General features: G+C 67.9%; 19 protein-coding genes. 16 read left to right on the forward strand and 3 right to left on the reverse strand.

Annotated features, from left to right (window positions below; all coding sequences use genetic code 11):
- The first annotated feature begins 5 nt into the window (after window positions 1–5).
- The 9 genes from ACWW1C_RS10390 (at window position 6) to mutM (ending at window position 8,974) form a co-directional block, all read left to right on the forward strand.
- Window positions 6–839, forward strand: coding sequence for a DsbA family protein (locus ACWW1C_RS10390; RefSeq protein ID WP_455983352.1), 834 nt, complete (start codon window positions 6–8; stop codon window positions 837–839).
- A 32-nt stretch (window positions 840–871) separates the two neighbouring features.
- On the forward strand, window positions 872–1,444 hold the full coding sequence (locus ACWW1C_RS10395; RefSeq protein WP_455984225.1) for a vitamin K epoxide reductase family protein: 573 nt from the start codon (window positions 872–874) through the stop codon (window positions 1,442–1,444).
- Between the two features lie 34 nt (window positions 1,445–1,478).
- Window positions 1,479–4,862, forward strand: a complete 3,384-nt coding sequence (locus ACWW1C_RS10400) for a pyruvate carboxylase (protein ID WP_455983353.1) — start codon at window positions 1,479–1,481, stop codon at window positions 4,860–4,862.
- Window positions 4,859–5,416, forward strand: a complete 558-nt coding sequence (rsmD, locus tag ACWW1C_RS10405) for a 16S rRNA (guanine(966)-N(2))-methyltransferase RsmD (RefSeq protein WP_455984226.1) — start codon at window positions 4,859–4,861, stop codon at window positions 5,414–5,416. Before ACWW1C_RS10400 ends, rsmD begins: the two co-directional genes overlap by 4 nt.
- Before the next feature lie 43 nt (window positions 5,417–5,459).
- On the forward strand, window positions 5,460–5,936 hold the full coding sequence (gene coaD / locus ACWW1C_RS10410) for a pantetheine-phosphate adenylyltransferase (protein ID WP_455983354.1): 477 nt from the start codon (window positions 5,460–5,462) through the stop codon (window positions 5,934–5,936).
- Window positions 5,937–6,025: 89 nt separating this feature from the next.
- Window positions 6,026–6,763 (forward strand): cell division protein SepIVA, encoded by a 738-nt coding sequence (gene sepIVA, locus ACWW1C_RS10415; RefSeq protein WP_455983355.1) that lies wholly within the window; start codon window positions 6,026–6,028, stop codon window positions 6,761–6,763.
- A 57-nt stretch (window positions 6,764–6,820) separates the two neighbouring features.
- Window positions 6,821–7,393, forward strand: coding sequence for a YceD family protein (locus ACWW1C_RS10420; RefSeq protein ID WP_455983356.1), 573 nt, complete (start codon window positions 6,821–6,823; stop codon window positions 7,391–7,393).
- Window positions 7,390–8,121, forward strand: coding sequence for a ribonuclease III (rnc, locus tag ACWW1C_RS10425; RefSeq protein WP_455983357.1), 732 nt, complete (start codon window positions 7,390–7,392; stop codon window positions 8,119–8,121). Before ACWW1C_RS10420 ends, rnc begins: the two co-directional genes overlap by 4 nt.
- A complete protein-coding gene (gene mutM, locus ACWW1C_RS10430) occupies window positions 8,114–8,974 on the forward strand; it encodes a bifunctional DNA-formamidopyrimidine glycosylase/DNA-(apurinic or apyrimidinic site) lyase (protein ID WP_455983358.1) in 861 nt (286 codons plus the stop codon). The genes rnc and mutM overlap by 8 nt, the downstream gene beginning before the upstream one ends.
- A gap of 9 nt (window positions 8,975–8,983) precedes the next feature.
- On the opposite strand, the gene ACWW1C_RS10435 is transcribed toward mutM, so the two are convergent.
- The 3 genes from ACWW1C_RS10435 to ACWW1C_RS10445 form a co-directional block, all read right to left on the reverse strand.
- Window positions 8,984–9,760, reverse strand: a complete 777-nt coding sequence (locus ACWW1C_RS10435) for an Rv0361 family membrane protein (RefSeq protein WP_455983359.1) — start codon at window positions 9,758–9,760, stop codon at window positions 8,984–8,986.
- Window positions 9,761–9,854: 94 nt separating this feature from the next.
- Window positions 9,855–10,589: an Rv0361 family membrane protein gene (locus ACWW1C_RS10440; protein ID WP_455983360.1), complete on the reverse strand. Its 735-nt coding sequence runs from the start codon at window positions 10,587–10,589 to the stop codon at window positions 9,855–9,857.
- A gap of 87 nt (window positions 10,590–10,676) precedes the next feature.
- Window positions 10,677–11,378, reverse strand: a complete 702-nt coding sequence (locus ACWW1C_RS10445) for a hypothetical protein (RefSeq protein ID WP_455983361.1) — start codon at window positions 11,376–11,378, stop codon at window positions 10,677–10,679.
- 102 nt (window positions 11,379–11,480) lie between these two features.
- Here ACWW1C_RS10445 and ACWW1C_RS10450 point away from each other — a divergent pair, with 102 nt between their 5' ends.
- From ACWW1C_RS10450 to ACWW1C_RS10480, 7 genes are all read left to right on the forward strand, one after another.
- Window positions 11,481–11,888, forward strand: coding sequence for an OsmC family protein (locus ACWW1C_RS10450; RefSeq protein ID WP_455983362.1), 408 nt, complete (start codon window positions 11,481–11,483; stop codon window positions 11,886–11,888).
- 14 nt (window positions 11,889–11,902) lie between these two features.
- The gene (locus tag ACWW1C_RS10455; protein WP_455984227.1) at window positions 11,903–12,190 is read left to right on the forward strand and encodes an acylphosphatase; all 288 of its coding nucleotides are present in this window, start codon (window positions 11,903–11,905) and stop codon (window positions 12,188–12,190) included.
- A 51-nt stretch (window positions 12,191–12,241) separates the two neighbouring features.
- Window positions 12,242–15,826: a chromosome segregation protein SMC gene (smc, locus tag ACWW1C_RS10460; RefSeq protein WP_455983363.1), complete on the forward strand. Its 3,585-nt coding sequence runs from the start codon at window positions 12,242–12,244 to the stop codon at window positions 15,824–15,826.
- A 62-nt stretch (window positions 15,827–15,888) separates the two neighbouring features.
- On the forward strand, window positions 15,889–17,241 hold the full coding sequence (gene ftsY, locus ACWW1C_RS10465) for a signal recognition particle-docking protein FtsY (RefSeq protein WP_455983364.1): 1,353 nt from the start codon (window positions 15,889–15,891) through the stop codon (window positions 17,239–17,241).
- 251 nt (window positions 17,242–17,492) lie between these two features.
- Entirely contained in the window at window positions 17,493–18,812 is a 1,320-nt protein-coding gene (locus ACWW1C_RS10470; RefSeq protein ID WP_455983365.1) for an ammonium transporter, read from the forward strand.
- A 51-nt stretch (window positions 18,813–18,863) separates the two neighbouring features.
- Window positions 18,864–19,202 carry a P-II family nitrogen regulator gene (locus ACWW1C_RS10475; protein ID WP_020103781.1) on the forward strand — a complete coding sequence of 113 codons (339 nt, stop codon included), beginning with the start codon at window positions 18,864–18,866 and terminating at the stop codon, window positions 19,200–19,202.
- Window positions 19,203–19,219: 17 nt separating this feature from the next.
- Window positions 19,220–21,709, forward strand: coding sequence for a [protein-PII] uridylyltransferase (locus ACWW1C_RS10480; RefSeq protein WP_455983366.1), 2,490 nt, complete (start codon window positions 19,220–19,222; stop codon window positions 21,707–21,709).
- The last annotated feature ends 13 nt before the right edge of the window (window positions 21,710–21,722 follow it).

The following is a 21,722-nucleotide window of genomic DNA, read 5'->3' on the forward strand; positions in this document are numbered from 1 at the left end:
ACGCCGTGCCGTCGAAATCGTCGAAGTCATCGAAGAACGCCAGCTATGACCTGAAGGCCGCGGACCGCAAGCGGGACTGGGTGGTCAAGGGCGGGCTGACCGCGCTTGTCATCATCTTCGCGGTGGTGCTGGTGGCGTACATCGTCATGAACGGCAAGCCCAAGGCCGACCCGCACAAGGTGCAGGCCGTCCAGATCGCGGCGAGCAACGTGGTCACCAATCCCGGCACCAAGGATCCGAAGGTCACCCTGACGATCTACGAGGACTTCCTCTGCCCGGTCTGCGGCGTCTTCGAGAAGACGTACGGCCCGACCATCGCCAAGCTCATCGACAACGGCGACATCGCCGTCGACTACAACATCGTCTCGATCATCGGCCGCGGCGACCCGAAGTCGTACTCGACGCGCGCCGGCGCCATGGCGTACTGCGTCGCCGACGAGGACAAGGCAGCGTTCCGGCGCTTCCACGACGCGCTGTACAAGAACCAGCCCGAGGAAACCGCGGCCACCTTCCCGGACAACGCCAAGCTGCTGGAGTACGCGCGCCAGTCCGGCCTCGCAGTCGGCCCGAACGACCCGCTCAGCAAGTGCGTCGAGAACGGCGTCTACACCGAGATGGTCAACAACATGGCCCGCAACGCGGAGATCCAGGGCACCCCGACCATCAAGATCAACGGCACGGAGACCAGCCTGGTCCCGAACGGCGACCCCAACAGCCTGGTCGAGAAGATCAAGGCCATCGCGCCCGACCTGCCGAACCTGCCCGCGGCGCCGGCGGCCCCTGCCGCTCCGGCACCGGGCGCCCCGGCCCCGCAGCCTGCTCCGGCACCGCACCAGTGACCGACGTCGAGACGTCTCAACGGCCGGCGGGGATGGCGGTCAGCCGCCCCGCCGCCGTGTGGGTTCTTCTCGCCGGCATCGTCGGCGAGGTCGCCGCGTTCGTGCTGACGGTCGAGAAGGTCCGGCAGCTGCAGAACCCGTCGTACGTCCCGTCGTGCAGCATCAACCCGGTGCTGTCCTGCGGGTCGGTGATGCTGACCAAACAGGCCTCACTGTTCGGATTTCCGAACCCGCTCATCGGCATCGCCGCCTTCAGCGTGGTGATCGTGACGGGTGCGCTGGCGGTAGCGGGAGTCCGGTTGCCGCGCTGGTACTGGGTGGGCCTGGCGGGTGGCACGCTGCTGGGTGCGGTGTTCGTGCACTGGCTGATCTACGAGAGCCTGTACGAGATCGGCGCCCTGTGCCCGTACTGCATGGTGGTCTGGGTCGTCACCGTGGCGCTGCTGATCGTGGTGGCGTCAATTGCCTTGCGGCCCTTGGCCGGCAGCAACAAAGTAGTGGACACGCTGTACCAGTGGCGCTGGCCGCTGTACGCCGTGTGGATCACCGCGATCGCGTTGCTGATCCTTGATCGATTCTGGAGTTATTGGTCCACGCTTATCTAGCGCGCCACCTAGCCGTACCCGCTAGGGTCACTGGGTGATTTCCAAACTCCTGGTGGCCAATCGCGGCGAGATCGCGATCCGGGCCTTTCGCGCAGCCAACGAACTGGGTATCGCGACTGTCGCGATATACCCGTTCGAGGATCGCAACTCACTGCATCGGCTCAAGGCTGATGAGTCGTACCAGATCGGCGAAACGGGCCATCCGGTCCGGGCATACCTGAACGTCGACGACATCGTCGCCACCGCGTTGGCATGCGGCGCCGACGCGATCTACCCGGGCTATGGCTTCCTGTCGGAGAATCCCGAATTGGCGGCCGCCTGCGCTGCCGCCGACATCACATTCGTCGGACCCAGCTCCGACATTCTCGAACTGACCGGCAACAAGGCGCGAGCCATCGAGTCGGCCCGCGCCGCGGGGCTGCCCGTGCTGGCGTCGTCGGAGCCGTCGTCGTCGGTCGAGGACCTTCTCGTGGCCGCCGAACGGATGCAATTCCCGTTGTTCGTCAAGGCCGTCGCCGGCGGTGGCGGCCGCGGTATGCGCCGGGTGGCGGACCCGGCCGACCTGCGGGAGGCCATCGAAGCCGCATCCCGTGAAGCCGATTCGGCCTTCGGCGACCCGACGGTGTTCCTGGAGCAGGCCGTCGTCAACCCGCGCCACATCGAGGTGCAGATCCTCGCCGATACCCACGGCAACGTCATGCACCTGTTCGAGCGCGACTGCAGCGTCCAGCGCCGGCACCAGAAGGTCATCGAGCTGGCACCCGCGCCGAACCTCGATCCCGAACTGCGGAAGCGCATGTGTGCCGACGCCGTGGCCTTCGCCCGGCAGATCGGCTACACGTGCGCCGGCACCGTCGAATTCCTCGTCGACGAGCGCGGCCAGCACGTGTTCATCGAGATGAACCCGCGCATCCAGGTGGAGCACACCGTCACCGAGGAGATCACCGCCGTCGACCTCGTCGCTTCGCAGTTGTGTATCGCCTCCGGCTCATCCCTCGAAGACCTGGGGCTGAGCCAGGAGACCATGCAGGCGCGCGGCGCCGCGCTGCAGTGCCGCATCACCACTGAGGACCCGGCCAACGGCTTCCGTCCGGACACCGGCCGGATCACCGCGTACCGCACACCGGGCGGCGCCGGAATCCGGCTCGACGGCGGCACCAACCTGGGCGCGGAGGTATCGGCGCACTTCGACTCCATGCTGGTCAAATTGACTTGCCGCGGAAGAGATTTGACGACGGCAGTGGCTCGCGCCAAGCGGGCCCTCGCCGAATTTCGGATCCGCGGTGTCTCGACGAACATCCCGTTCCTGCAGGCGGTGCTCGACGACCCCGACTTCGTCGCCGGAAAGGTGACGACGTCGTTCATCGACGAACGCCCGCAGCTGCTGACGGCGCGCAGCAGCGCCGATCGCGGCACCAAGATCCTCAACTACCTGGCGGACGTCACCGTCAACCAGCCGCACGGGCCACGCCCGTCGGCGGTGTACCCGCGCGACAAGCTGCCCGCAGTCGATCTGAAGGCGGCGCCGCCGGCCGGGTCGAAGCAACGGCTGACCGAGCTGGGGCCCGAAGGCTTCGCCCGCTGGCTGCGCGACACCCCGGCCGTCGGCGTCACCGACACCACGTTCCGCGACGCACACCAGTCGCTGTTGGCCACCCGGGTGCGGTCCACCGGCCTGCTGGAGATCGCCCCGTACATCGCCCGGTCGACCCCGCAGCTGCTGTCGGTGGAGTGCTGGGGTGGCGCCACCTACGATGTGGGCCTTCGCTTCTTGAAGGAAGACCCGTGGGAGCGCTTGGCGGCACTGCGTGAGGCGTTGCCCAACATCTGTCTGCAGATGCTGCTGCGTGGCCGCAACACCGTCGGCTATACGCCGTACCCGGAGCTGGTGACGTCGGCTTTCGTCGAGGAGGCCACGGCGACCGGTATCGACATCTTCCGCATCTTCGACGCCCTCAACAACGTGTCGTCGATGCGTCCCGCCATCGAGGCGGTGCGCGAAACCGGTTCTGCGGTAGCCGAAGTCGCGATGTCGTACACGGGCGATCTGACCAACCCCGGCGAGAAGATCTACACGCTGGACTACTGGCTCAAGCTCGCCGACGAGATCGTCGATGCCGGCGCGCACGTGCTGGCCATCAAGGACATGGCCGGCCTGCTCCGGCCGCCGGCCGCGGCAAAGCTGGTGTCGGCGTTGAAGTCTCGCTTCGATTTGCCGGTCCATGTGCACACCCACGACACCCCGGGCGGACAGCTGGCCACCTACATGGCCGCCTGGTATGCCGGGGCCGACGCCGTCGACGGTGCCTCGGCGCCGATGGCCGGCACCACCAGCCAGCCCGCGCTCTCGTCCATCGTCGCGGCGGCGGCACACACCCAGTACGACACCGGGCTGTCGCTGGACGCGGTCTGCGACCTGGAGCCGTACTGGGAGGCGCTGCGCCGGGTGTATGCACCGTTCGAGTCCGGCCTGCCGTCGCCGACCGGTCGCGTCTACACCCACGAAATCCCGGGCGGCCAGCTGAGCAACCTGCGTACGCAGGCGATCGCGCTGGGGCTGGGGGACCGGTTCGAGGAGATCGAGAACGCCTACGCGGGTGCCGACCGCATTCTCGGCCGGTTGGTGAAGGTGACGCCGTCCAGCAAGGTGGTCGGTGACCTGGCCCTGGCGCTGGTCGGTGCCCACGTCACCGCCGATGATTTCGCGGCCGACCCGGCCCGCTATGACATCCCGGACAGCGTCATCGGATTCTTCCGCGGCGAGCTGGGCGACCCGCCCGGTGGTTGGCCGGAGCCGTTGCGCAGCAAGGCGTTGGAGGGTCGTGGCCCGGCCCGGCCGGAGCAGCAGCTGACCGAGGAGGACGAGGCTCAGCTGGCCACCCCGGGCCCGGTCCGCCAGGGTGCCCTGAACCGCCTGCTGTTCCCGGGCCCGACGAAGGAGTTCCTGGCGCACCGCGAGGAGTACGGCGATACCTCGCGGCTCAGCGCCAACCAGTTCTTCTACGGCCTGCGCCGCGGCGAGGAGCACCGCGTGCACCTGGAGAAGGGCGTCGAGCTGCTCATCGGTCTCGAGGCGGTGTCCGAGCCCGACGAGCGCGGCATGCGCACCGTGCTGTGCCTGATCAACGGGCAGCTGCGGCCGGTGCTGGTGCGTGATCGCGCCATCGCCGCGGAGGTGCCGGCCGCCGAGAAGGCAGACCGGACCAACCCGGACCATGTCGCCGCGCCGTTCGCGGGTGTGGTCACGGTCGGCGTCGCGGTCGGAGACCAGGTGGACGCGGGCCAGACCATTGCCACCATCGAGGCCATGAAGATGGAGGCGGCCATCACCGCGCCCAAGGCCGGCACCGTCGCGCGGATCGCCGTCACGCCCACCGCAGGCGTGGAAGGTGGCGATCTGCTCGTGGTGATCAGCTGACCCGGATCATCGGCGGCCGCCACGGCGGCCGCCGGATCTCGGTGCCTGCCAAAGGGACTCGGCCGACGACGGATCGGGTGCGCGAGTCGTTGTTCAACGTGCTGGCGGCCCGGGTGGATTTCGAGGGCGCCCGGGTGCTCGATCTGTACGCCGGCTCGGGTGCGCTCGGGCTCGAGGCGCTGTCCCGCGGAGCGGCGTCGGCGCTGTTCGTGGAAGCCGATCGGCGTGCCGCGGCGGTGATCTCGCGGAACATCGCCGAGCTCGGCGTCGACGGCGCCGCGGTGCGGTGCGGCACGGCAGCCGGCGTGGCGGGGACGACGGCGCCGCGGCCGGTGGACCTGGTGTTCGCGGACCCGCCCTACGACGTGCCGGCAACCGACGTGGAAGCCGTTGTCGGGCAACTGGTTTCGGGTGGCTGGCTGGCGGAGGGTGCTCTTGCGGTGATCGAGCGCCCGACGTCGGGCCCGGCGCTGGTCTGGCCGGACGGTTGGACTGTGCTGCGGGAGCGGCGATACGGCGACACCCGGCTGGAAATGGCGGAGTGGACCGGCTGACCAGTCGGGCCAGAGTCGACTGCGCCTTGTACCGTCATTGGCTATGAGTGGTGCGGTCTGCCCGGGATCCTTCGATCCGATAACGCTTGGTCACCTCGACGTCTTCGAGCGGGCAGCGGCCCAATTCGACGAGGTCGTGGTGGCGGTCCTGGTGAACCCCAACAAGAAGGGCATGTTCACCGCCGAGGAGCGCATCGCGATGATCATCGAGGCGACGTCGCACCTGCCGAACCTGCGGGTCGAGGCCGGGTCGGGTCTCGTCGTCGACTTTGCCCGGTCCCGTGGGCTCACGGCCATCGTCAAGGGCCTGCGCACGGGCACGGACTTCGAGTACGAGCTGCAAATGGCGCAGATGAACCGCCACGTCGCCGGTGTCGACACCTTCTTCGTCGCGACCAAGCCGCAGTTCTCGTTCGTCTCGTCGTCGTTGGCCAAGGAGGTGGCGGCGCTCGGCGGCGATGTCACCGATCTGCTGCCCGCGGTGGTGAACAAGAGGCTGCAGGCCAAGCTGGCCGGATAGTTCTGCGCGACACACCGGCCGTCAAAGCCGAGTCACACGAGTAACAACAGGCACACTGGTAACAACAACTACGCCTGGAGGGTGTTGCCGTGTACCGAGTATTTGAGGCGCTGGACGAGCTCGGCGCGATCGTGGAAGAGGCACGCGGAGTGCCGATGACCGCGGGCTGCATGGTGCCGCGGGGCGATGTCCTGGAACTGCTCGACGACATCAAGGACGCGATCCCGGGCGAGCTCGACGATGCCCAGGACGTCCTGGACGCGCGTGACGGGATGCTGCGAGAGGCCAAGCAGCACGCCGACGCGATGGTGTCGTCGGCCACGGCCGAGGCGGATTCGCTGGTCAACCATGCCCGTTCCGAGGCAGACCGCCTGCTGTCTGATGCGAAGGCGCAAGCCGATCGCATGGTCGCCGAAGCCCGTGCGCACAGCGAGCGCATGGTCGGGGAGGCACGCGAAGAGGCCAACCGGATCGCCAGCACCGCCAAGCGGGAGTACGAGGCCAGCACGAACCGGGCCAAGGCCGAGGTCGACCGGCTGCTGGAGAGCGGCAACCTGTCGTACGAGAAGGCCGTGCAGGAGGGCATCAAGGAGCAGCAGCGCCTGGTGTCGGAGACCGAGGTGGTTCAGACGGCCCACGCCGAGGCCACCCGCATGGTCGATTCCGCCCACGCCGAGGCCGACCGCCTGCGGGGCGAATGCGACATCTACGTCGACACCAAGCTCGCCGAGTTCGAGGAGCACCTCCAGGGCACCCTGCGCTCGGTCAGCCGCGGCCGGCACCAGCTGCGTACCGCCGCCGGCACGCACGACTACGCCCAGCGCTGAATCGGTTTGCGGGGAATGGCGTCCGGTCGATGTTCGGCGCCGACGTAGGATTGACCAATGCCTGGTCCGAGTCCGCTGATCATTGACATTGCACGATTGGGCCGACGGCCCGGGTCGATGATCACGCACGTCGAAACCGTGCCCAGTCCCGAGCGGATCGGCCTCGATCTGATGGCGATCGCCGCCGGAGCACCGATCGATCTCGACCTGCAACTGCAGTCGGTGTCCGAGGGCGTGCTGGTGACCGGGTCGGTGTCCGCGCCGACCACCGGCGAGTGCTCGCGGTGCCTGAACCCGCTGACCGGGGACGTCACCGTCGACCTCACCGAGCTGTTCGCCTACCCCGACAGCGCAACCGAGGCCACCACCGAGGAAGATGAGGTCGGGCACGTCGTCGATGACACGGTCGACCTCGAACAGTCGATCATCGACGAGGTCGGGTTGTCGCTGCCGTTCTCCCCGTTGTGCACCCCCGACTGCCCGGGCCTGTGCCCGGATTGCGGGGTGCGCCTGCTCGACGCCGAACCTGACCACCACCACGACAAGATCGACCCGCGGTGGGCGAAGTTGTCGGCGCTACTGCCGGAGAGCTCCGACGCCGACGGGGCATCGCCGGAGGACGGTCCGTGATCGCAGATCGTGCGCCGCTGCTCGCGGCGCTGGGTGTGCAGCTGCCCGACGATCTACTGACTGTGGCGCTGACCCACCGCAGCTACGCATACGAGAATGGCGGTCTGCCGACCAACGAACGGCTGGAGTTCCTCGGTGACGCCGTGCTCGGATTGGTGATCACCGCCGAGATTTTCCGCCGTTACCCGGATCGCAGCGAAGGGGAGTTGGCCAAGCTCAAATCCGCGGTCGTCAACACCCAGGCGCTGGCCGAGATCGCGCGCGGTCTCCCTCCTGACGGGCTGGGTAGCTACCTGCTGCTGGGCCGCGGCGAAATGGCCAGCGGCGGTGCGCAGAAAGCCAACCTGCTGGCCGACGGACTCGAATCACTGCTCGGCGCAACATATGTAGAGCACGGTCACCAGGTGGCCCAAACCGTGGTGATGGGGCTGTTCAGCGCCGCGCTCGATACCGCGGCCGGCCTCGGTGCGGGCCTGGACTGGAAAACCAGCCTGCAGGAGCTGTCCGCGGCCCGCCGCATCGGCGTCCCGTCCTACGTCGTGACGTCCACCGGCCCGGAGCACGACAAGGAATTCACCGCGCGGGCCGTGGTCAATGGCATCGACTACGGCGAAGGCGTCGGGCGCACCAAGAAGGAAGCCGAACAGCACGCCGCTGCGGCGGCGTACCAGGCACTGGAGGCCAGCCCCGAAGTCGGCCCCGACGCTGACGCCGTCAGCAATGCCTGAGCTTCCCGAAGTCGAGGTCGTCCGACGGGGCCTCGAATCCCATGTCGTGGCAAAGGGTTTCACCACAGTGCGGGTGCTGCATGCGCGCGCTGTGCGGCGGCACGACAACGGCCCCGCGGATTTGGCCGGCCGGCTGGCCGGACGCCGCATCACCGGGACGGGCCGCCGCGGCAAGTACCTGTGGCTGACCCTCGACGGTGACGAAGCGCTCGTGGTGCATCTGGGCATGAGCGGCCAGATGCTGATCGGGCCACCGGCCAGGCCGTCACACCTGCGCATCGCAGCGGTGCTCGACGACGGCACCGAACTGAGTTTCGTCGACCAACGCACTTTCGGCGGTTGGCAGGTCTGCGACCTGGTCGAGGTCGACGGCAGCGTCGTACCCGTACCGGTGGCGCACATTGCCCGCGATCCGCTGGATCCCGATTTCGATCCAGACGCCGTGGTGAATGTTTTGCGGCGCAAGGACTCCGAGATCAAACGCCAGCTGTTGGACCAAACCGTGGTGTCCGGCGTGGGCAACATCTACGCCGACGAATCGCTGTGGCGGGCTCAGGTCAACGGTTTCCGCCTGGCCTCGGCGTTGGCCCGGCGCCGGCTCGGGGAATTGCTCACGCACGCAGCAGATGTGATGAATTCGGCACTGGCACAAGGCGGCACGTCATTCGACTCGCTTTATGTCAACGTCAACGGCGAGTCCGGATACTTCGACCGCTCGCTGGACGCCTACGGCCAGGAGGGGGAGCCGTGCCGCCGCTGCGGCACGGCGATCAGACGAGAGAAGTTCATGAACCGCTCGTCGTACTACTGCCCGAAATGTCAACCGCGGCCACGCCTCCCGCGTCCGATCTGACGGCCCGGGCTACTTCAGCCCGGGAATGCCTTTGAACTTCGGCGAATCCGTCATGCAGAACTTCCACTCGCCGCCTTCTTTGCGCAGCGGAACGCTCGTGACCCCGGAGGCCGAGTTGACACTCACCGTCGCCCGATCGCCGTTGACGTTGATGTCGGTGATCTCGGCGCGTTTGGTCGAACCGGGGCCCGCGTCGTCGCCGCTGCCGCCCTTGCCGAACTTGCCCGCGATCGACGGCACTTTGTCGTACAGCTTCACGTCGTTCACGCAGGAGTGCGCCTTGAAATCGTCGAAGGTGTCGATCTGCGACGTCATCAGGTCGCGAATCTTCTCCTCGTCCGACGACGGCCCGGCGACTGTCACCGCGCTACCGCCCGACGCAGAGTTCGAATCCGATCCGGACGTCACCATGGCGAAGACGACGCCGATCACCAGGACGACGGCGAAAATCCCCGCGCCGATGAGCGCGAACTTACGGGTGTTGTTGGGCGGTGTGGGCGGCGGGAACCCTGGCTGCCCAGGGAAACCGGGTCCCATCGGATAGCCGGGCTGGCCGTAGGCGGGTTGGCCGTAGGCACCCGGCTGGCCGTAGCCGGGTTGGCCGTAGCCGGGTTGGCCGTAGGCACCCGGCTGGCCATAGGTCGGCTGGCCATATGCGGGTTGACCGTACGCGGGCTGACCGTAGGCCGGTTGACCATACGCAGGCTGGCCGTATCCCTCGGATGGCTGCTGTGGCGGCTGCCAGGGCTGGGCGCCCGGATCCGAGCCGGACGGGGGATAGGTCATGTCTGCGCGCTCCCTGTGACTGTGCTTGGTGTCCAACGTAACACCGGCGCTCTCGCCCGAAATGCCAACAGCGGCCGGGCAAGTCACAGGTCGGTTACTTCATGCCGGGCAGATTCTGCAGCTGCTTCAGCTGCGGCGAATCGGTGAAGCAGATTTTCCACTCGCCGCTTTCTTTGCGGAAGTACAGCGTGCCGGAACGCTCCAGGCCGGTGCCCGAGGTCGCGGTGACTTCAGCGGTGGCGGTGTCACCGCTCACGTTGACGCTGTCGACGGTCGCTTTGCCTTTGGCGCCGGTCGGGTTGGTGCCCGTGCTGTCGGCGATGCCGGGGAACTTGCTGAAGAACTTCTGGTCGTTGGCGCAGGCTCGCTCTTTGATCGACGACGGTCCCGAACTCATCAGGCTCCGAATCTGGTCTTCGTCGGAGTTGCCGCCCAGTGCGCTGAGCCCACCGCCGGAATTCGAGACCAGGACCACCGCGACCACGATGCCGACGACGATGATGGCCGCCAGACCAGCGATCAGCGCCCACTTCGGTCCGTTCGATTTGGGTTGCGGTGCGCCGGGGAAGCCCGGGCCCATCGGGTAGCCCGGCTGCTGGCCGTACCCGGCCTGGCCGTAGGTCGGCTGCCCGTACGCGGGCTGGCCGTATGCCGGCTGACCGTACTGGGGTTGTCCGTAGGCGGGTTGCGGCTGGCCGTATCCGGGTTGGCCCTGTTGGCCCGGTTGGCCCTGTTGGCCGTAGCCGCCCGGCGGGTACCCGGGTGCAGGCTGCTGCGGCTGCTGCCACGGCTGAGCGCCTGGCTGCGGCCCGAGCGGGGGATAGGTCATGGCTGGTCGCTCCCTGTGAACTGTGCTTGCCGTCCAAGTTAACACCGCCGGAGCGTCTACCACCGGAAACGCCGGTCAGGCCCGGTGTTACTTCATCCCGGGCAGGTTCTTGAACACGGGATTGTCGGTGGAGCAGAACTTCCACTCGCCGCCTTCTTTACGGAGCCAGATGGCAACCTGCGACGACCCCGGGGGTTGGACCGTGGCTCGGTCGCCGGTGACGGTGATGTCGAGGTTCTTGAGGCTCTCCGGGTCACCTGAGACCTTCGGCATCGGCATGCTGCCGAAGGCGCCGCCGCCTGCCTGGCCGAAGAACTTGCGGTCGCCTGCACATGAGATCGACGCCATGTCGCCCCCACCGAAAGTGGCCAGGAACTGGCGAATCTCGTCCTCGTCGGTACTGCCACCGCCCGACGCTCCCGGCTTCGTGGCCTCGTCCGTCGGATCTGCGCTGCCTGCTGCACCCTTGCCGTTGCCGGACTGACTGCTCGCCGAGGTCGACCGGTCGTCGTCGGAGGAACTGCCCATCGCATAGAGCCCGACGCCGCCGAGGACCAGGACCAGCACCACCGCGCCGGCGATGAGAATCCACTTGCCCGGACCACCGGAGCTCGGCGGTGTGGCACCCGGGTAGCCGTAGCGATAGGGCATCTGCTGGCCGGGCATCGGACCGTATCCGGGCCGGCCATATGCGGGGTAGCCGGGAGCAACCGGTTGGCCGGCGCCGTACGCACCCTGCTGCGGGTACCCGGACGGCCCTGGATTCGGACCTGGGTATGGGTACGTCATGTGAACTCTCCCCCCCGAGAGTGTTGCGCGAGTGTCTGACTTTACCTGCGGCCCAGCAGGGTTCCCTCCGGACATTTGGCGTCGACGCGGTACAAATGTGCCATGACGGAACTGTGGGTCGAACGGACCGGGGTGCGCCGCTACACCGGGCACAGCTCGCGGGGGGCCGAGGTCCTGGTCGGGTCCGAGGACGTCGACGGCGTCTTCACCCCGGGCGAATTGCTCAAGATCGCGTTGGCCGCGTGCAGCGGAATGAGCAGCGACGCGCCACTGCGTACCCGCCTCGGCGACGACTACCAGACCACCATCCGGGTGTCGGGGCCGCCCGACCGCGAGAACGAGGTCTACCCGCTACTGCAGGAGTCCATGGAACTCGACCTCTCGAGCCTGTCCGAGGACGAGATCAAGCGGCTCAAGATCGTCGTCGAACGAGCCATCGACAAGGTCTGCACGGTTGGCCGCACGCTCAAGGCAGGCACCGAGGTCACCTTCGGGTTCGCCGACAAGTGAGTGCGGAGGACCCGATTGTCGGCTCCGCCGACGTTGTCCGGCTGTCGGCCTGGGTACACGGCCAGGTGCAGGGCGTGGGATTCCGCTGGTGGACCCGGGCCCGGGCACTGGAGCTCGGCCTGACCGGTTATGCCAGTAACAAGCCGGACGGGCGCGTGCACGTCGTGGCGCAGGGTTCGCGCGCCGACTGTGAGCGGTTGTTGGCGCTCCTGCGCAGCGGCAGCACCCCGGGGACGGTGACGACGGTCGTCGACGACTGGGCCGCCGCAGGCGACCCGATCGAGGGATTTTCTGAGCGTTAGAAGCGCAGGGGTCCCCGGCATTTAACCGCCGCGACGGTAGGGTTTCACCCCATGCATCTGAAGAGTCTGACGCTGAAGGGCTTCAAGTCCTTCGCGTCGCCGACGACTCTTCGCTTCGAACCCGGCATCACCTGCGTGGTGGGGCCGAACGGCTCGGGTAAGTCGAACGTCGTCGACGCCCTGACCTGGGTGATGGGTGAGCAGGGTGCCAAGACCCTGCGCGGCGGCAAGATGGAAGACGTCATCTTTGCCGGCACGTCCTCGCGGGCCCCGCTGGGCCGGGCCGAGGTGACCCTGACCATCGACAACTCGGACAACGCCCTGCCTATCGAGTACTCGGAGGTGTCGATCACCCGCCGCGTGTTCCGCGACGGCGCCAGTGAGTACGAGATCAACGGCAGCAGTTGCCGGCTCATGGACGTGCAGGAACTGTTGTCCGACTCGGGTATTGGCCGCGAAATGCACGTCATCGTCGGCCAGGGCAAACTCTCGGAGATTCTGGAATCGCGCCCCGAGGATCGTCGCGCTTTCATCGAGGAAGCCGCCGGCGTGCTCAAGCACCGTCGGCGTAGGGAGAAGGCGGTCCGCAAGCTCGATGCCATGCAGGCCAACCTGGCCCGCTTGACCGACTTGACCACCGAACTGCGCCGTCAGCTCAAGCCGCTGGGCCGGCAGGCCGAGATGGCGCGGCGCGCGCAGACCATCCAGGCCGACCTGCGGGACGCCCGGCTGCGCCTGGCCGCTGACGACTTGGTGACCAGGCAGGCCGAGTTCGACGACACCAACCAGACCGAGACCGCGCTGCGGCGTGAGCACGGCGAGGTGGCCGAACGCCTCGAGGCCGCATCGGCCGAACTGGCCGGCCACGAAGCCGCGGTGTCGGGCCTGTCCGGCCGGGCCGAGGCGGCCCAGCAGACCTGGTTCCGGCTGTCCGCGCTCGCCGAGCGGGTGAGTGCCACCGTGCGCATCGCCACCGAGCGCACCAACCTGCTGGACTCCGATCCGGAGGTGTCGACCGGACCGGACCCCGACGCCCTGGACGCCGAGGCCGACGCCATTGCCGAGCACGAGGAACAGCTGCTCGCCGAACTCGCCGAATCCCGGACCCGGCTGGAGGCCGCCCGTGGCGCGCTGGCCGAATGCGAACGTGCCGCGGCCGACGCCGAACGTGCCCAGATGGCAGCGGCCCGCGCCGAGGCGGACCGGCGCGAAGGCCTCGCGCGGTTGTCCGGCCAGGTCGACACCATGCGCACCCGCATCGAATCGATCGATGAGCGCACGGTCCGGCTGACCGGCAGCATCGAAGAAGCGGCCGCTCGCCGGCAGCAGGCATGGGCCGAGTTCGAGACCGTGCAGGGCAAGGTCGACGAGCTCGACGCAGGTGAATTCGGCCTCGACGAACATCACGACCGCACCATGGCGGCGATGCGGCAGGCCGACGAACGTGTCGAGGAACTGCAGGCCGCCGAGCGCGCCGCTGAGCGGCAGGTGGCCTCGCTGCGGGCTCGTATCGACGCGTTGTCCGTGCGCCTCGACATCAGCGACGGGCCGGGGTGGCTGCAGAAGAACCACGATGGCGCAGGGCTTTTCGGCTCCGTTGCCGAATTGCTGCGGGTGCAGTCCGGTTTCGAGGCAGCCATCGCGACGGTGCTGGGCGCTGCCGCCGATGCACTGGCAGCCGAGAGCTTGGAAGCGGCACGGGCCGCGGTGGATGCGCTCAAGAAGGGTGATGGTGGGCGCGCGGCCATCGTGCTGGGCGATTGGCCCGGCGAAACCGCTGCTCCGCGTGGAGAATTGCCGCCCGGCGCGCAGTGGGCGCTGGAGCTGGTCGAGGTGCCGGCCCGGCTGAACGGTGCGATGACGGCCATGCTGGCCCGTGTCGCGGTGGTCGGTGATCTGTCCAGCGCGCTGGATCTGGTTGCCGCTCAACCGGATCTACGGGCAGTGACCTCCGATGGTGATCTCGTCGGCCCCGGCTGGATCAGCGGCGGTTCGGATCGCAAGCCGAGCGCCCTGGAGATCACCTCCGAGATCGACAAGGCCCGCGCGGCGCTACTCGATGCCGAACGTCAGACCAGTGAATTCGGCGCCGCGCTCTCTGGTGCACTTGCCGAGCAGACGGCCCGGCGGGACGCCGTCGAACACGCGTTGGCCGCGTTGCACGAATCCGATGCCGCCATTTCGTCGATCTACGAGCAGTTGGGCCGACTCGGCCACGATGCCAGGACCGCCGACGCCGAATGGCAGCAGCTGGTGGCCCAGCGCGATGAGCTGGAAGCCGGCCGCAGCCGCACCCTGGCCGAGCTCGCCGAGCTGGAAGACCGCTTCCACAACGCGCAGCAGGAGCCGATGTTCGACGTCGAGTTCGTCGACCGATCTGAGACGACGGCGGCCGCCGAAGAGGCGCGCGCAGTCGAGGTCGAAGCCCGGCTGGCGGTGCGCACCGCTGAGGAGCGGGCAAATGCCGTTCGGGGACGGGCAGATTCGCTGCGCCGGGCCGCGGCAGCCGAACGTGAGGCCCGGGTGCGGGCGGCGCGGGCCCGCGAAGCCCGGGAGAACGCGGCGAAGGTCGCGGCCGCGGTCGCCGACTCTGGACGCCTGGTGGCTGAAAAGCTTTCTGCCACAGTGACTCTCGCGGCGCGCAAGCGCGATGAGCTGGCCACCGAGCGAGCGCAGCGGTCCGAGGGTTTGACCCGCGTCCGGGCGGAAGTGTCCGAACTCAGCGCCCGTGCCGGCGCGCTGACCGAGGCTCTGCATCGCGACGAGGTCGCGAAAGCGCAAGCGGCCCTTCGTATCGAGCAGCTCGAGCAACAGGTGCTGGAGCAGTTCGGTATGGCGGTCGCCGACCTGGTCGCCGAGTACGGACCGGACGTGCCGTTGCCGCCGACCGCACTCGAGATCGCCGAGTACGAGCAGGCCAAGGAGCGCGGCGAGCAGGTCAGCGCACCCACACCGATGGCGTTCGATCGGCCCACACAGGAACGCCGCGCGAAGAAGGCAGAGAAGGAACTGACCGAGCTGGGCCGCGTGAATCCCTTGGCGCTGGAGGAGTTCGCCGCGCTCGAGGAGCGCTACAACTTCCTGTCCACTCAGCTGGAGGACGTCAAGGGCGCGCGCAAGGACCTGACGGACGTCATCGCCGACGTCGACGAGCGCATCCTGCGGGTCTTCACCGAGGCTTACGCCGATGTGGAGGCCGAGTTCAGCCAGGTGTTCCAAACGCTGTTCCCCGGCGGTGAGGGTCGGCTGCTGCTGACCAACCCCGGCGACATGCTCACCACCGGTATCGAGGTCGAGGCCCGCCCGCCGGGCAAGAAGGTCAAGCGGCTGTCGCTGCTGTCCGGCGGTGAGAAGTCGCTGACCGCGGTGGCGATGCTGGTGGCGATCTTCCGGGCGCGCCCGTCACCCTTCTATGTGATGGACGAGGTCGAGGCCGCGCTGGACGACGTGAACCTGCGCCGGTTGATCAGCCTGTTCGAGCAGCTGCGGGAGAAGTCGCAGCTGATCGTCATCACCCACCAGAAGCCGACCATGGAGGTCGCCGACGCGTTGTACGGCGTCACCATGCAGGGCGACGGCATCACGCAGGTGATCTCGCAGCGCATGCGCGGCCAGGAGTTGGTCTCCAGCCCTTGACGCAACGTGGTGTCAGCGGTGCTGCGAGAATGCGCCGTCAGCGGAGCTGACAGAATGACGCGGTGTCGGATGGTCTCTGGATCGCGGTAGCGATCGTCGCTGTTCTCGTTGTCACCGCTCTGGTGGTCGGATTCGTCCGTTACCGGCGCAGCAGGATTTCGCTGTCCGCGCCGGAGGAGACTCCGAAGCTGGACCGGTCTGGCGGGTACACGGCGTCCTCGGGCATCACGTTCAGTAGTTCGGACACCGCGGAGAAACTGCCGACCGTCGGCGACGACGCCGAGATTCCGCGCGATTCGCGCAAGCGCACCATCGCCGATGTTCAGCTGCCCGAACCGGAGGTCGTGGCCGAGCCGGAAGTCCTGGCCGAGCCGGAAGTCGTGGCCGAACCCGAGCCGACCGTTGCGCCCGAACCCGAGGCGACTCCCGAGCCTGAACCTGAGGCGGCTCCCGAGCCGGAGCCTGAGCCTGACGTCGCCCCGCGCGAGGAGATCGCACCCACCGCAGGCCGGCTGGAGCGCCTGCGCGGCCGCCTCGCCAAGTCGCAGACCACGCTGGGCCGCAGCATGCTGGGCCTGCTGGGCGGCGGTGACCTTGATGAGGACTCCTGGGAGGCGATCGAAGACACCCTCCTGATCGCCGATCTGGGCCCCGTCGCGACCGAATCGGTCGTCACCGCGCTGCGCAGCCGGATGGCCGAGGCCAACGTGCGCACCGAGGCCGACGCTCGCGCGGTACTGCGCGAGGTGCTGATCAAGGAACTGCGGAGCGACCTGGACCGGTCGATCAAGGCTCTGCCGCACGCCGACAAACCGTCGGTGCTGCTGGTCGTCGGCGTCAACGGCGCAGGCAAGACCACCACCGTCGGAAAGCTGGCCCGCGTGCTCGTCGCCGACGGCCGTCGCGTCGTGCTCGGCGCGGCCGATACCTTCCGCGCCGCTGCGGCCGACCAGCTGCAGAGCTGGGGCGCCCGCGTGGGCGCCGACATCGTCCGGGGCCCGGAGGGTGCGGACCCCGCCTCCGTGGCGTTCGACGCCGTCGACAAGGGCATCGCAGCGGGCGCTGACGTCGTCGTGGTCGACACCGCGGGCCGGCTGCACACCAAGACCGGCCTGATGGACGAGCTGGGCAAGGTCAAGCGCGTCGTCGAGAAGCGCGCCAAGGTCGACGAGGTGCTGCTGGTCCTCGACGCCACCATCGGTCAGAACAGCCTGCCGCAGGCCCGCGTCTTCGCCGAGGTGGTCGACATCACCGGCGTGGTGCTCACCAAGCTCGACGGAACCGCCAAGGGTGGCATCGTGTTCCGGGTGCAGCAGGAGCTCGGCGTGCCGGTCAAGCTCGTCGGCCTCGGCGAGGGACCTGACGACCTCGCGCCCTTCGAGCCCGCGGCGTTCGTCGACGCCCTCCTGGGGTAACCGACCTCCGACGAGCAGTCACATATGTCCCCGAAACTCGGCGTGTCGGGGTGCCCACACGTTTGTTCGGGGCGTCCTCACAGCGAGGGTCAAGGGCGATGAAGAGGGCATTAACCGGCCCGAAACGTAACTGGTCGATCCGTTCACATACGTGAAACGCCCGCGCGCCGTCGGCGAAACAACCGATGCGCAAAGTTCTGGCCTAGGTCATCGGCATCTGCCTGTGACATGGGTTAAGGAGGAAGCGGCCAGTGGATGGATTCCCGATCTTGGGCACGCCGGACACCGGTGACACAGCATGGATGCTGGTCAGCTCAGCGCTCGTGCTGTTGATGACACCGGGTCTGGCGTTCTTCTACGGCGGCATGGTGCGCCGTAAGGGCGTGCTCAACATGATCATGATGAGCGTCAGCGCCATGGGTGTGGTCACCGTGTTGTGGGTGCTGTTCGGTTACTCGATGGCGTTCGGCAATGACAAATGGAGCATCGTCGGGGACCCCTCGCAGTACTGGGGGCTCAAGGGTCTGATCGGCGGCAACTCGCTCGTCTCGCACCTGCCCGCGGGAACCACTGCGGCAGTGCAGATTCCGCTGGCCGGGACCATCCCGCAGCTGGTGTTCGTCGCGTTCCAGCTGATGTTCGCCATCATCACCGTCGCCCTGATCTCGGGCGCGGTCGCCGACCGCCTCAAGTTCGGCGGCTGGCTGCTGTTCGCCGGGTTGTGGGCCACGTTCGTCTACTTCCCGGTCGCACACTGGGTGTTCGCGTTCGACGGCATCACCGCCACGCACGGTGGCTGGATCGCCAACCACCTCAAGGCAATCGACTTCGCCGGCGGTACCGCGGTGCACATCAACTCCGGTACCGCGGGCCTGGTGCTGGCGATCATCCTGGGTAAGCGGGCCGGCTGGCCCACCACGCCGATGCGGCCGCACAACCTGCCGTTCGTCATGCTGGGCGCCGGGCTGCTGTGGTTCGGCTGGTACGGCTTCAACGCCGGCTCGGCACTGACCTCCGACGGTGTCGCCGCGTCGACGTTCATCACCACCACCGTGGCGACCGCCGCTGCGATGCTGTTCTGGCTGCTGACGGAAAAGATTCGCGACGGGCACGCCACCTCCCTGGGTGCGGCGTCGGGCATCGTGGCCGGCCTGGTGGCCATCACCCCGTCCTGCTCGTCGGTCAACGTGATCGGTGCGCTGGCGATCGGTGCGGGTGCCGGTGTGGTCTGTGCGCTGGCGGTCGGCCTGAAGTTCAAGTTCGGCTTCGACGACGCGCTCGACGTTGTGGGCGTGCACCTGGTCGGTGGTCTGTTCGGCACCCTGATGGTCGGCCTGGTGGCGACCAAGGAGGCGCCGGCCGCCGTCGCGGGTCTGTTCTACGGCGGCGGATTCGACCAGCTGTGGCGTCAGGCGGTCGGTGCGTTCGCGGTCCTTGGATACTCGGCGATCGTTACCGCTATCTTGGCCTTGATCGTCAAGTACACCATCGGCCTGCGCCTCGACCGTGAGGACGAGGCAAACGGTATCGACGAGGCCGAACACGCGGAAACCGCTTATGAATTCGCGTGATCGGGAAGGATTTACGGTGGCATCCATGGGGATTTGGAAGGACTCAACCAAATGAAGTTGATCACGGCGATCGTCAAGCCGTTCACGCTCGAAGACGTCAAGACCGGACTGGAGCAGATGGGCATCCTCGGGATGACCGTCAGTGAAGTGCAGGGCTATGGGCGGCAGAAGGGCCACACCGAGGTCTACCGTGGTGCGGAGTATTCAGTGGACTTCGTGCCCAAGGTGCGGGTCGAGGTCATTGTCGACGACGCGTCGGTCGACAAGGTCGTGGATGTCATCGTGCAGGCCGCACGGACCGGCAAGATCGGTGACGGCAAGGTGTGGGTCACCTCCGTCGAGACCGTGGTGCGGGTCCGCACGGGTGAACGGGGCAGCGACGCCATCTGACGGCGGCTGATCACCAGATGACAAAGCAGACACCAGATTCCGCTGCCGGAGCCGACGACACTGCGGTTTCGCAGGCTTCGGCAGCGGGATCACCACGTCCGGCGAGCGACCTGAGTGCCGCCGTCGAGCAGCTGCTTGCCGGCGGCGCGCGCCGCCTCGATTCGGCGGCGTTGCGCGAGGCCCTGGTTGATCTGTATGAATTCTGGCTTACCGCAAAAGCAACCGAGATCGGGATCACCGAGACCAGCGGTTTCGCCATCGTGGCGACCGGCGGCCTCGGACGGCGGGAAATGTTGCCGTACTCGGACCTGGATTTGATGCTGTTGCACGACGACCTGCCGCAGGACGTCGTGACCGAGGTTGCCGAGTCGCTGTGGTACCCGTTGTGGGACGCCAATATTCACCTCGACCACAGCGTCCGCACCGTGCCGCAGGCACTCAAGACGGCGGCCGGTGACACCTCCGCCGGGCTGGCCATGCTCGACGCCCGGCACATCGCGGGAGATTCGGATCTGTCGTCCCTGTTGGTCGGCGGTGCCCGGCGGCAGTGGCGGACCGGGATCACGTCCCGTTTCACCGAATTGATCGAGCACGCCGCGGCCCGGTGGGAACGGGCCGGTCAGATCGCGCACCGCGCCGAACCGGATCTGAAGAGCGGCCGCGGCGGGCTGCGTGACGTGCAACTGCTCAACGCGCTGGCCATGGCGCAGTTGGCCGACGTCTACCCGAGTCGTTCGGTGGCCTCGCCGATCGGCACCCTGGGCGACGCTCACCTGGCGCTGCTCAACGTTCGTACCGAGCTCCATCGCGCCTCCCACAAGGGTCGCGAGATGGTGCTCGCTCAGTACGCCGACGAGGTCGGCGCCGCGTTGGGCATCGGTGACCGCTTCGACCTGGCGCGCATGATCAGCGATGCCGCCCGCACCATCAGCTTCTACGTGGACGCCGGGGTGCGTACCGCCGGTAATGCCCTGCCGCGCAGGGGCTTCGCGGCACTCAAACGGCCGATCCGGCGGCCGCTGGACGAGGGCGTACTGGAGTTCGGGGGCGAGGTCATCCTCGCCCGCGACGCCAAGCCGCAGCGCGACCCGGGCCTGATACTGCGCGTGGCTGCCGCGGCGGCCACCAATGGACTGCCCATCGCGGCCTCGACGTTGGCGCGGCTCGTCGAGTCGGCGCCCGAGCTGCGGGCACCGTGGCCGAGAGAAGCGCTCAACGACCTGCTGGTGATGCTGGCGGCCGGACCGGGCGCGGTGGCCACGGTGGAGGCCCTCGACCGGACCGGGTTGTGGGGTCGGCTGTTCCCGGAGTGGGGCGCGATCCGCGACCTGCCGCCACGCGACGTCGTGCACATCTGGACCGTCGACCGCCATCTGATCGAAACCGTTTCTCGGGCAAGTGCTTTCACCACCCGGGTGGATCGACCCGACCTGCTGGTACTGGGTGCCCTGCTGCACGACATCGGCAAGGGCCGGGGCGGCGATCACAGCGTGATCGGCGCCGAACTGGCCAACCAGATCGGTATCCGGCTGGGCCTGTGGCCTGCCGACATCGAGGTGCTGGTCAAGATGGTGCGCTACCACCTGCTGCTGCCGGAGACCGCCACTCGTCGAGACCTACAGGACCCCAACACGATTGCGTCGGTCGTCGACGCGCTCGGCGGCGACGCGCTGTTGCTGGAGCTGCTGCACGCGCTGGCCGAAGCGGATTCGCTCGCCACCGGCCCCGGCGTATGGGGCGATTGGAAAGCGTCCCTGATCGGCGATCTCGTCCGGCGATGCCGGATGGTGATGGCGGGGGAGGGCCTGCCGCACCCCGATCCCATTGATCCGCAACTGCTTTCGCGGGCCAATCAAAACGGTGTCCACGTGGAACTCGCCGCGGGGGACAGTGCGCACCTGTTCAACGTCACGATGCTCGCTCCGGACCGGCGCGGCCTGCTGTCCAAAGCCGCCGGGGTACTGGCCCTGCACTCGCTGCGGGTGCATTCGGCGTCGGTCAACAGTCACGAGGGACTGGCGATCAACACATTCGTGGTGTCGCCGCACTTCGGCTCCCCGCCGGCCGCGGAACTGCTGCGTCAGCAGTTCATCCTGGCGCTCGACGGCGACCTTGACGTGATCGCCGCGCTGGAGCAGCGGGACGACGAAACGCCGGCCGCGACGCGGCGAGCCGGTGAGATTCCGGCAGCCGTGCCCGGCTACCACACGATCGCGCCGCCGCGCGTGCGATGGTTCGCCGGCTCCTCGGCCGGTGAGCTCGTGGTCCAGATTCGCAGCGCGGACCGGCCCGGCCTGCTCGCCCGGCTGGCCGCGGTGGTCGAGCGCAAGGGCGTGGACGTTGCCTGGGCCAAGGTGACGACGCTGGGCGCGACCGTCGTCGACGCCTTCGGTCTGCTCGTTCCGGAGTCCTTCACTGCCGCCGAGGCCCGGACCGCGTTCGAACAGGACCTGTACGCGGTGTTGCCTGCCCCGTTACCGGCCAAGCCGGCGACCGCCGCGAGTTGAGTCCTGTCAGCAG

Source organism: Mycobacterium sp. HM-7, from assembly GCF_053852335.1.

Coding starts and splice junctions, on each gene's coding strand:
- ACWW1C_RS10435 (WP_455983359.1), bottom strand. CDS start 9,760: ATGACCTATCCCCCGTCCGGCTCGGATCCGGGCGCCCAGCCCTGGCAG.
- coaD (WP_455983354.1), top strand. CDS start 5,460: ATGAGTGGTGCGGTCTGCCCGGGATCCTTCGATCCGATAACGCTTGGT.
- ACWW1C_RS10480 (WP_455983366.1), top strand. CDS start 19,220: ATGACAAAGCAGACACCAGATTCCGCTGCCGGAGCCGACGACACTGCG.
- mutM (WP_455983358.1), top strand. CDS start 8,114: ATGCCTGAGCTTCCCGAAGTCGAGGTCGTCCGACGGGGCCTCGAATCC.
- ACWW1C_RS10440 (WP_455983360.1), bottom strand. CDS start 10,589: ATGACCTATCCCCCGCTCGGGCCGCAGCCAGGCGCTCAGCCGTGGCAG.
- ACWW1C_RS10475 (WP_020103781.1), top strand. CDS start 18,864: ATGAAGTTGATCACGGCGATCGTCAAGCCGTTCACGCTCGAAGACGTC.
- ACWW1C_RS10450 (WP_455983362.1), top strand. CDS start 11,481: ATGACGGAACTGTGGGTCGAACGGACCGGGGTGCGCCGCTACACCGGG.
- ACWW1C_RS10445 (WP_455983361.1), bottom strand. CDS start 11,378: ATGACGTACCCATACCCAGGTCCGAATCCAGGGCCGTCCGGGTACCCG.
- ACWW1C_RS10420 (WP_455983356.1), top strand. CDS start 6,821: ATGCCTGGTCCGAGTCCGCTGATCATTGACATTGCACGATTGGGCCGA.
- ACWW1C_RS10395 (WP_455984225.1), top strand. CDS start 872: ATGGCGGTCAGCCGCCCCGCCGCCGTGTGGGTTCTTCTCGCCGGCATC.
- smc (WP_455983363.1), top strand. CDS start 12,242: ATGCATCTGAAGAGTCTGACGCTGAAGGGCTTCAAGTCCTTCGCGTCG.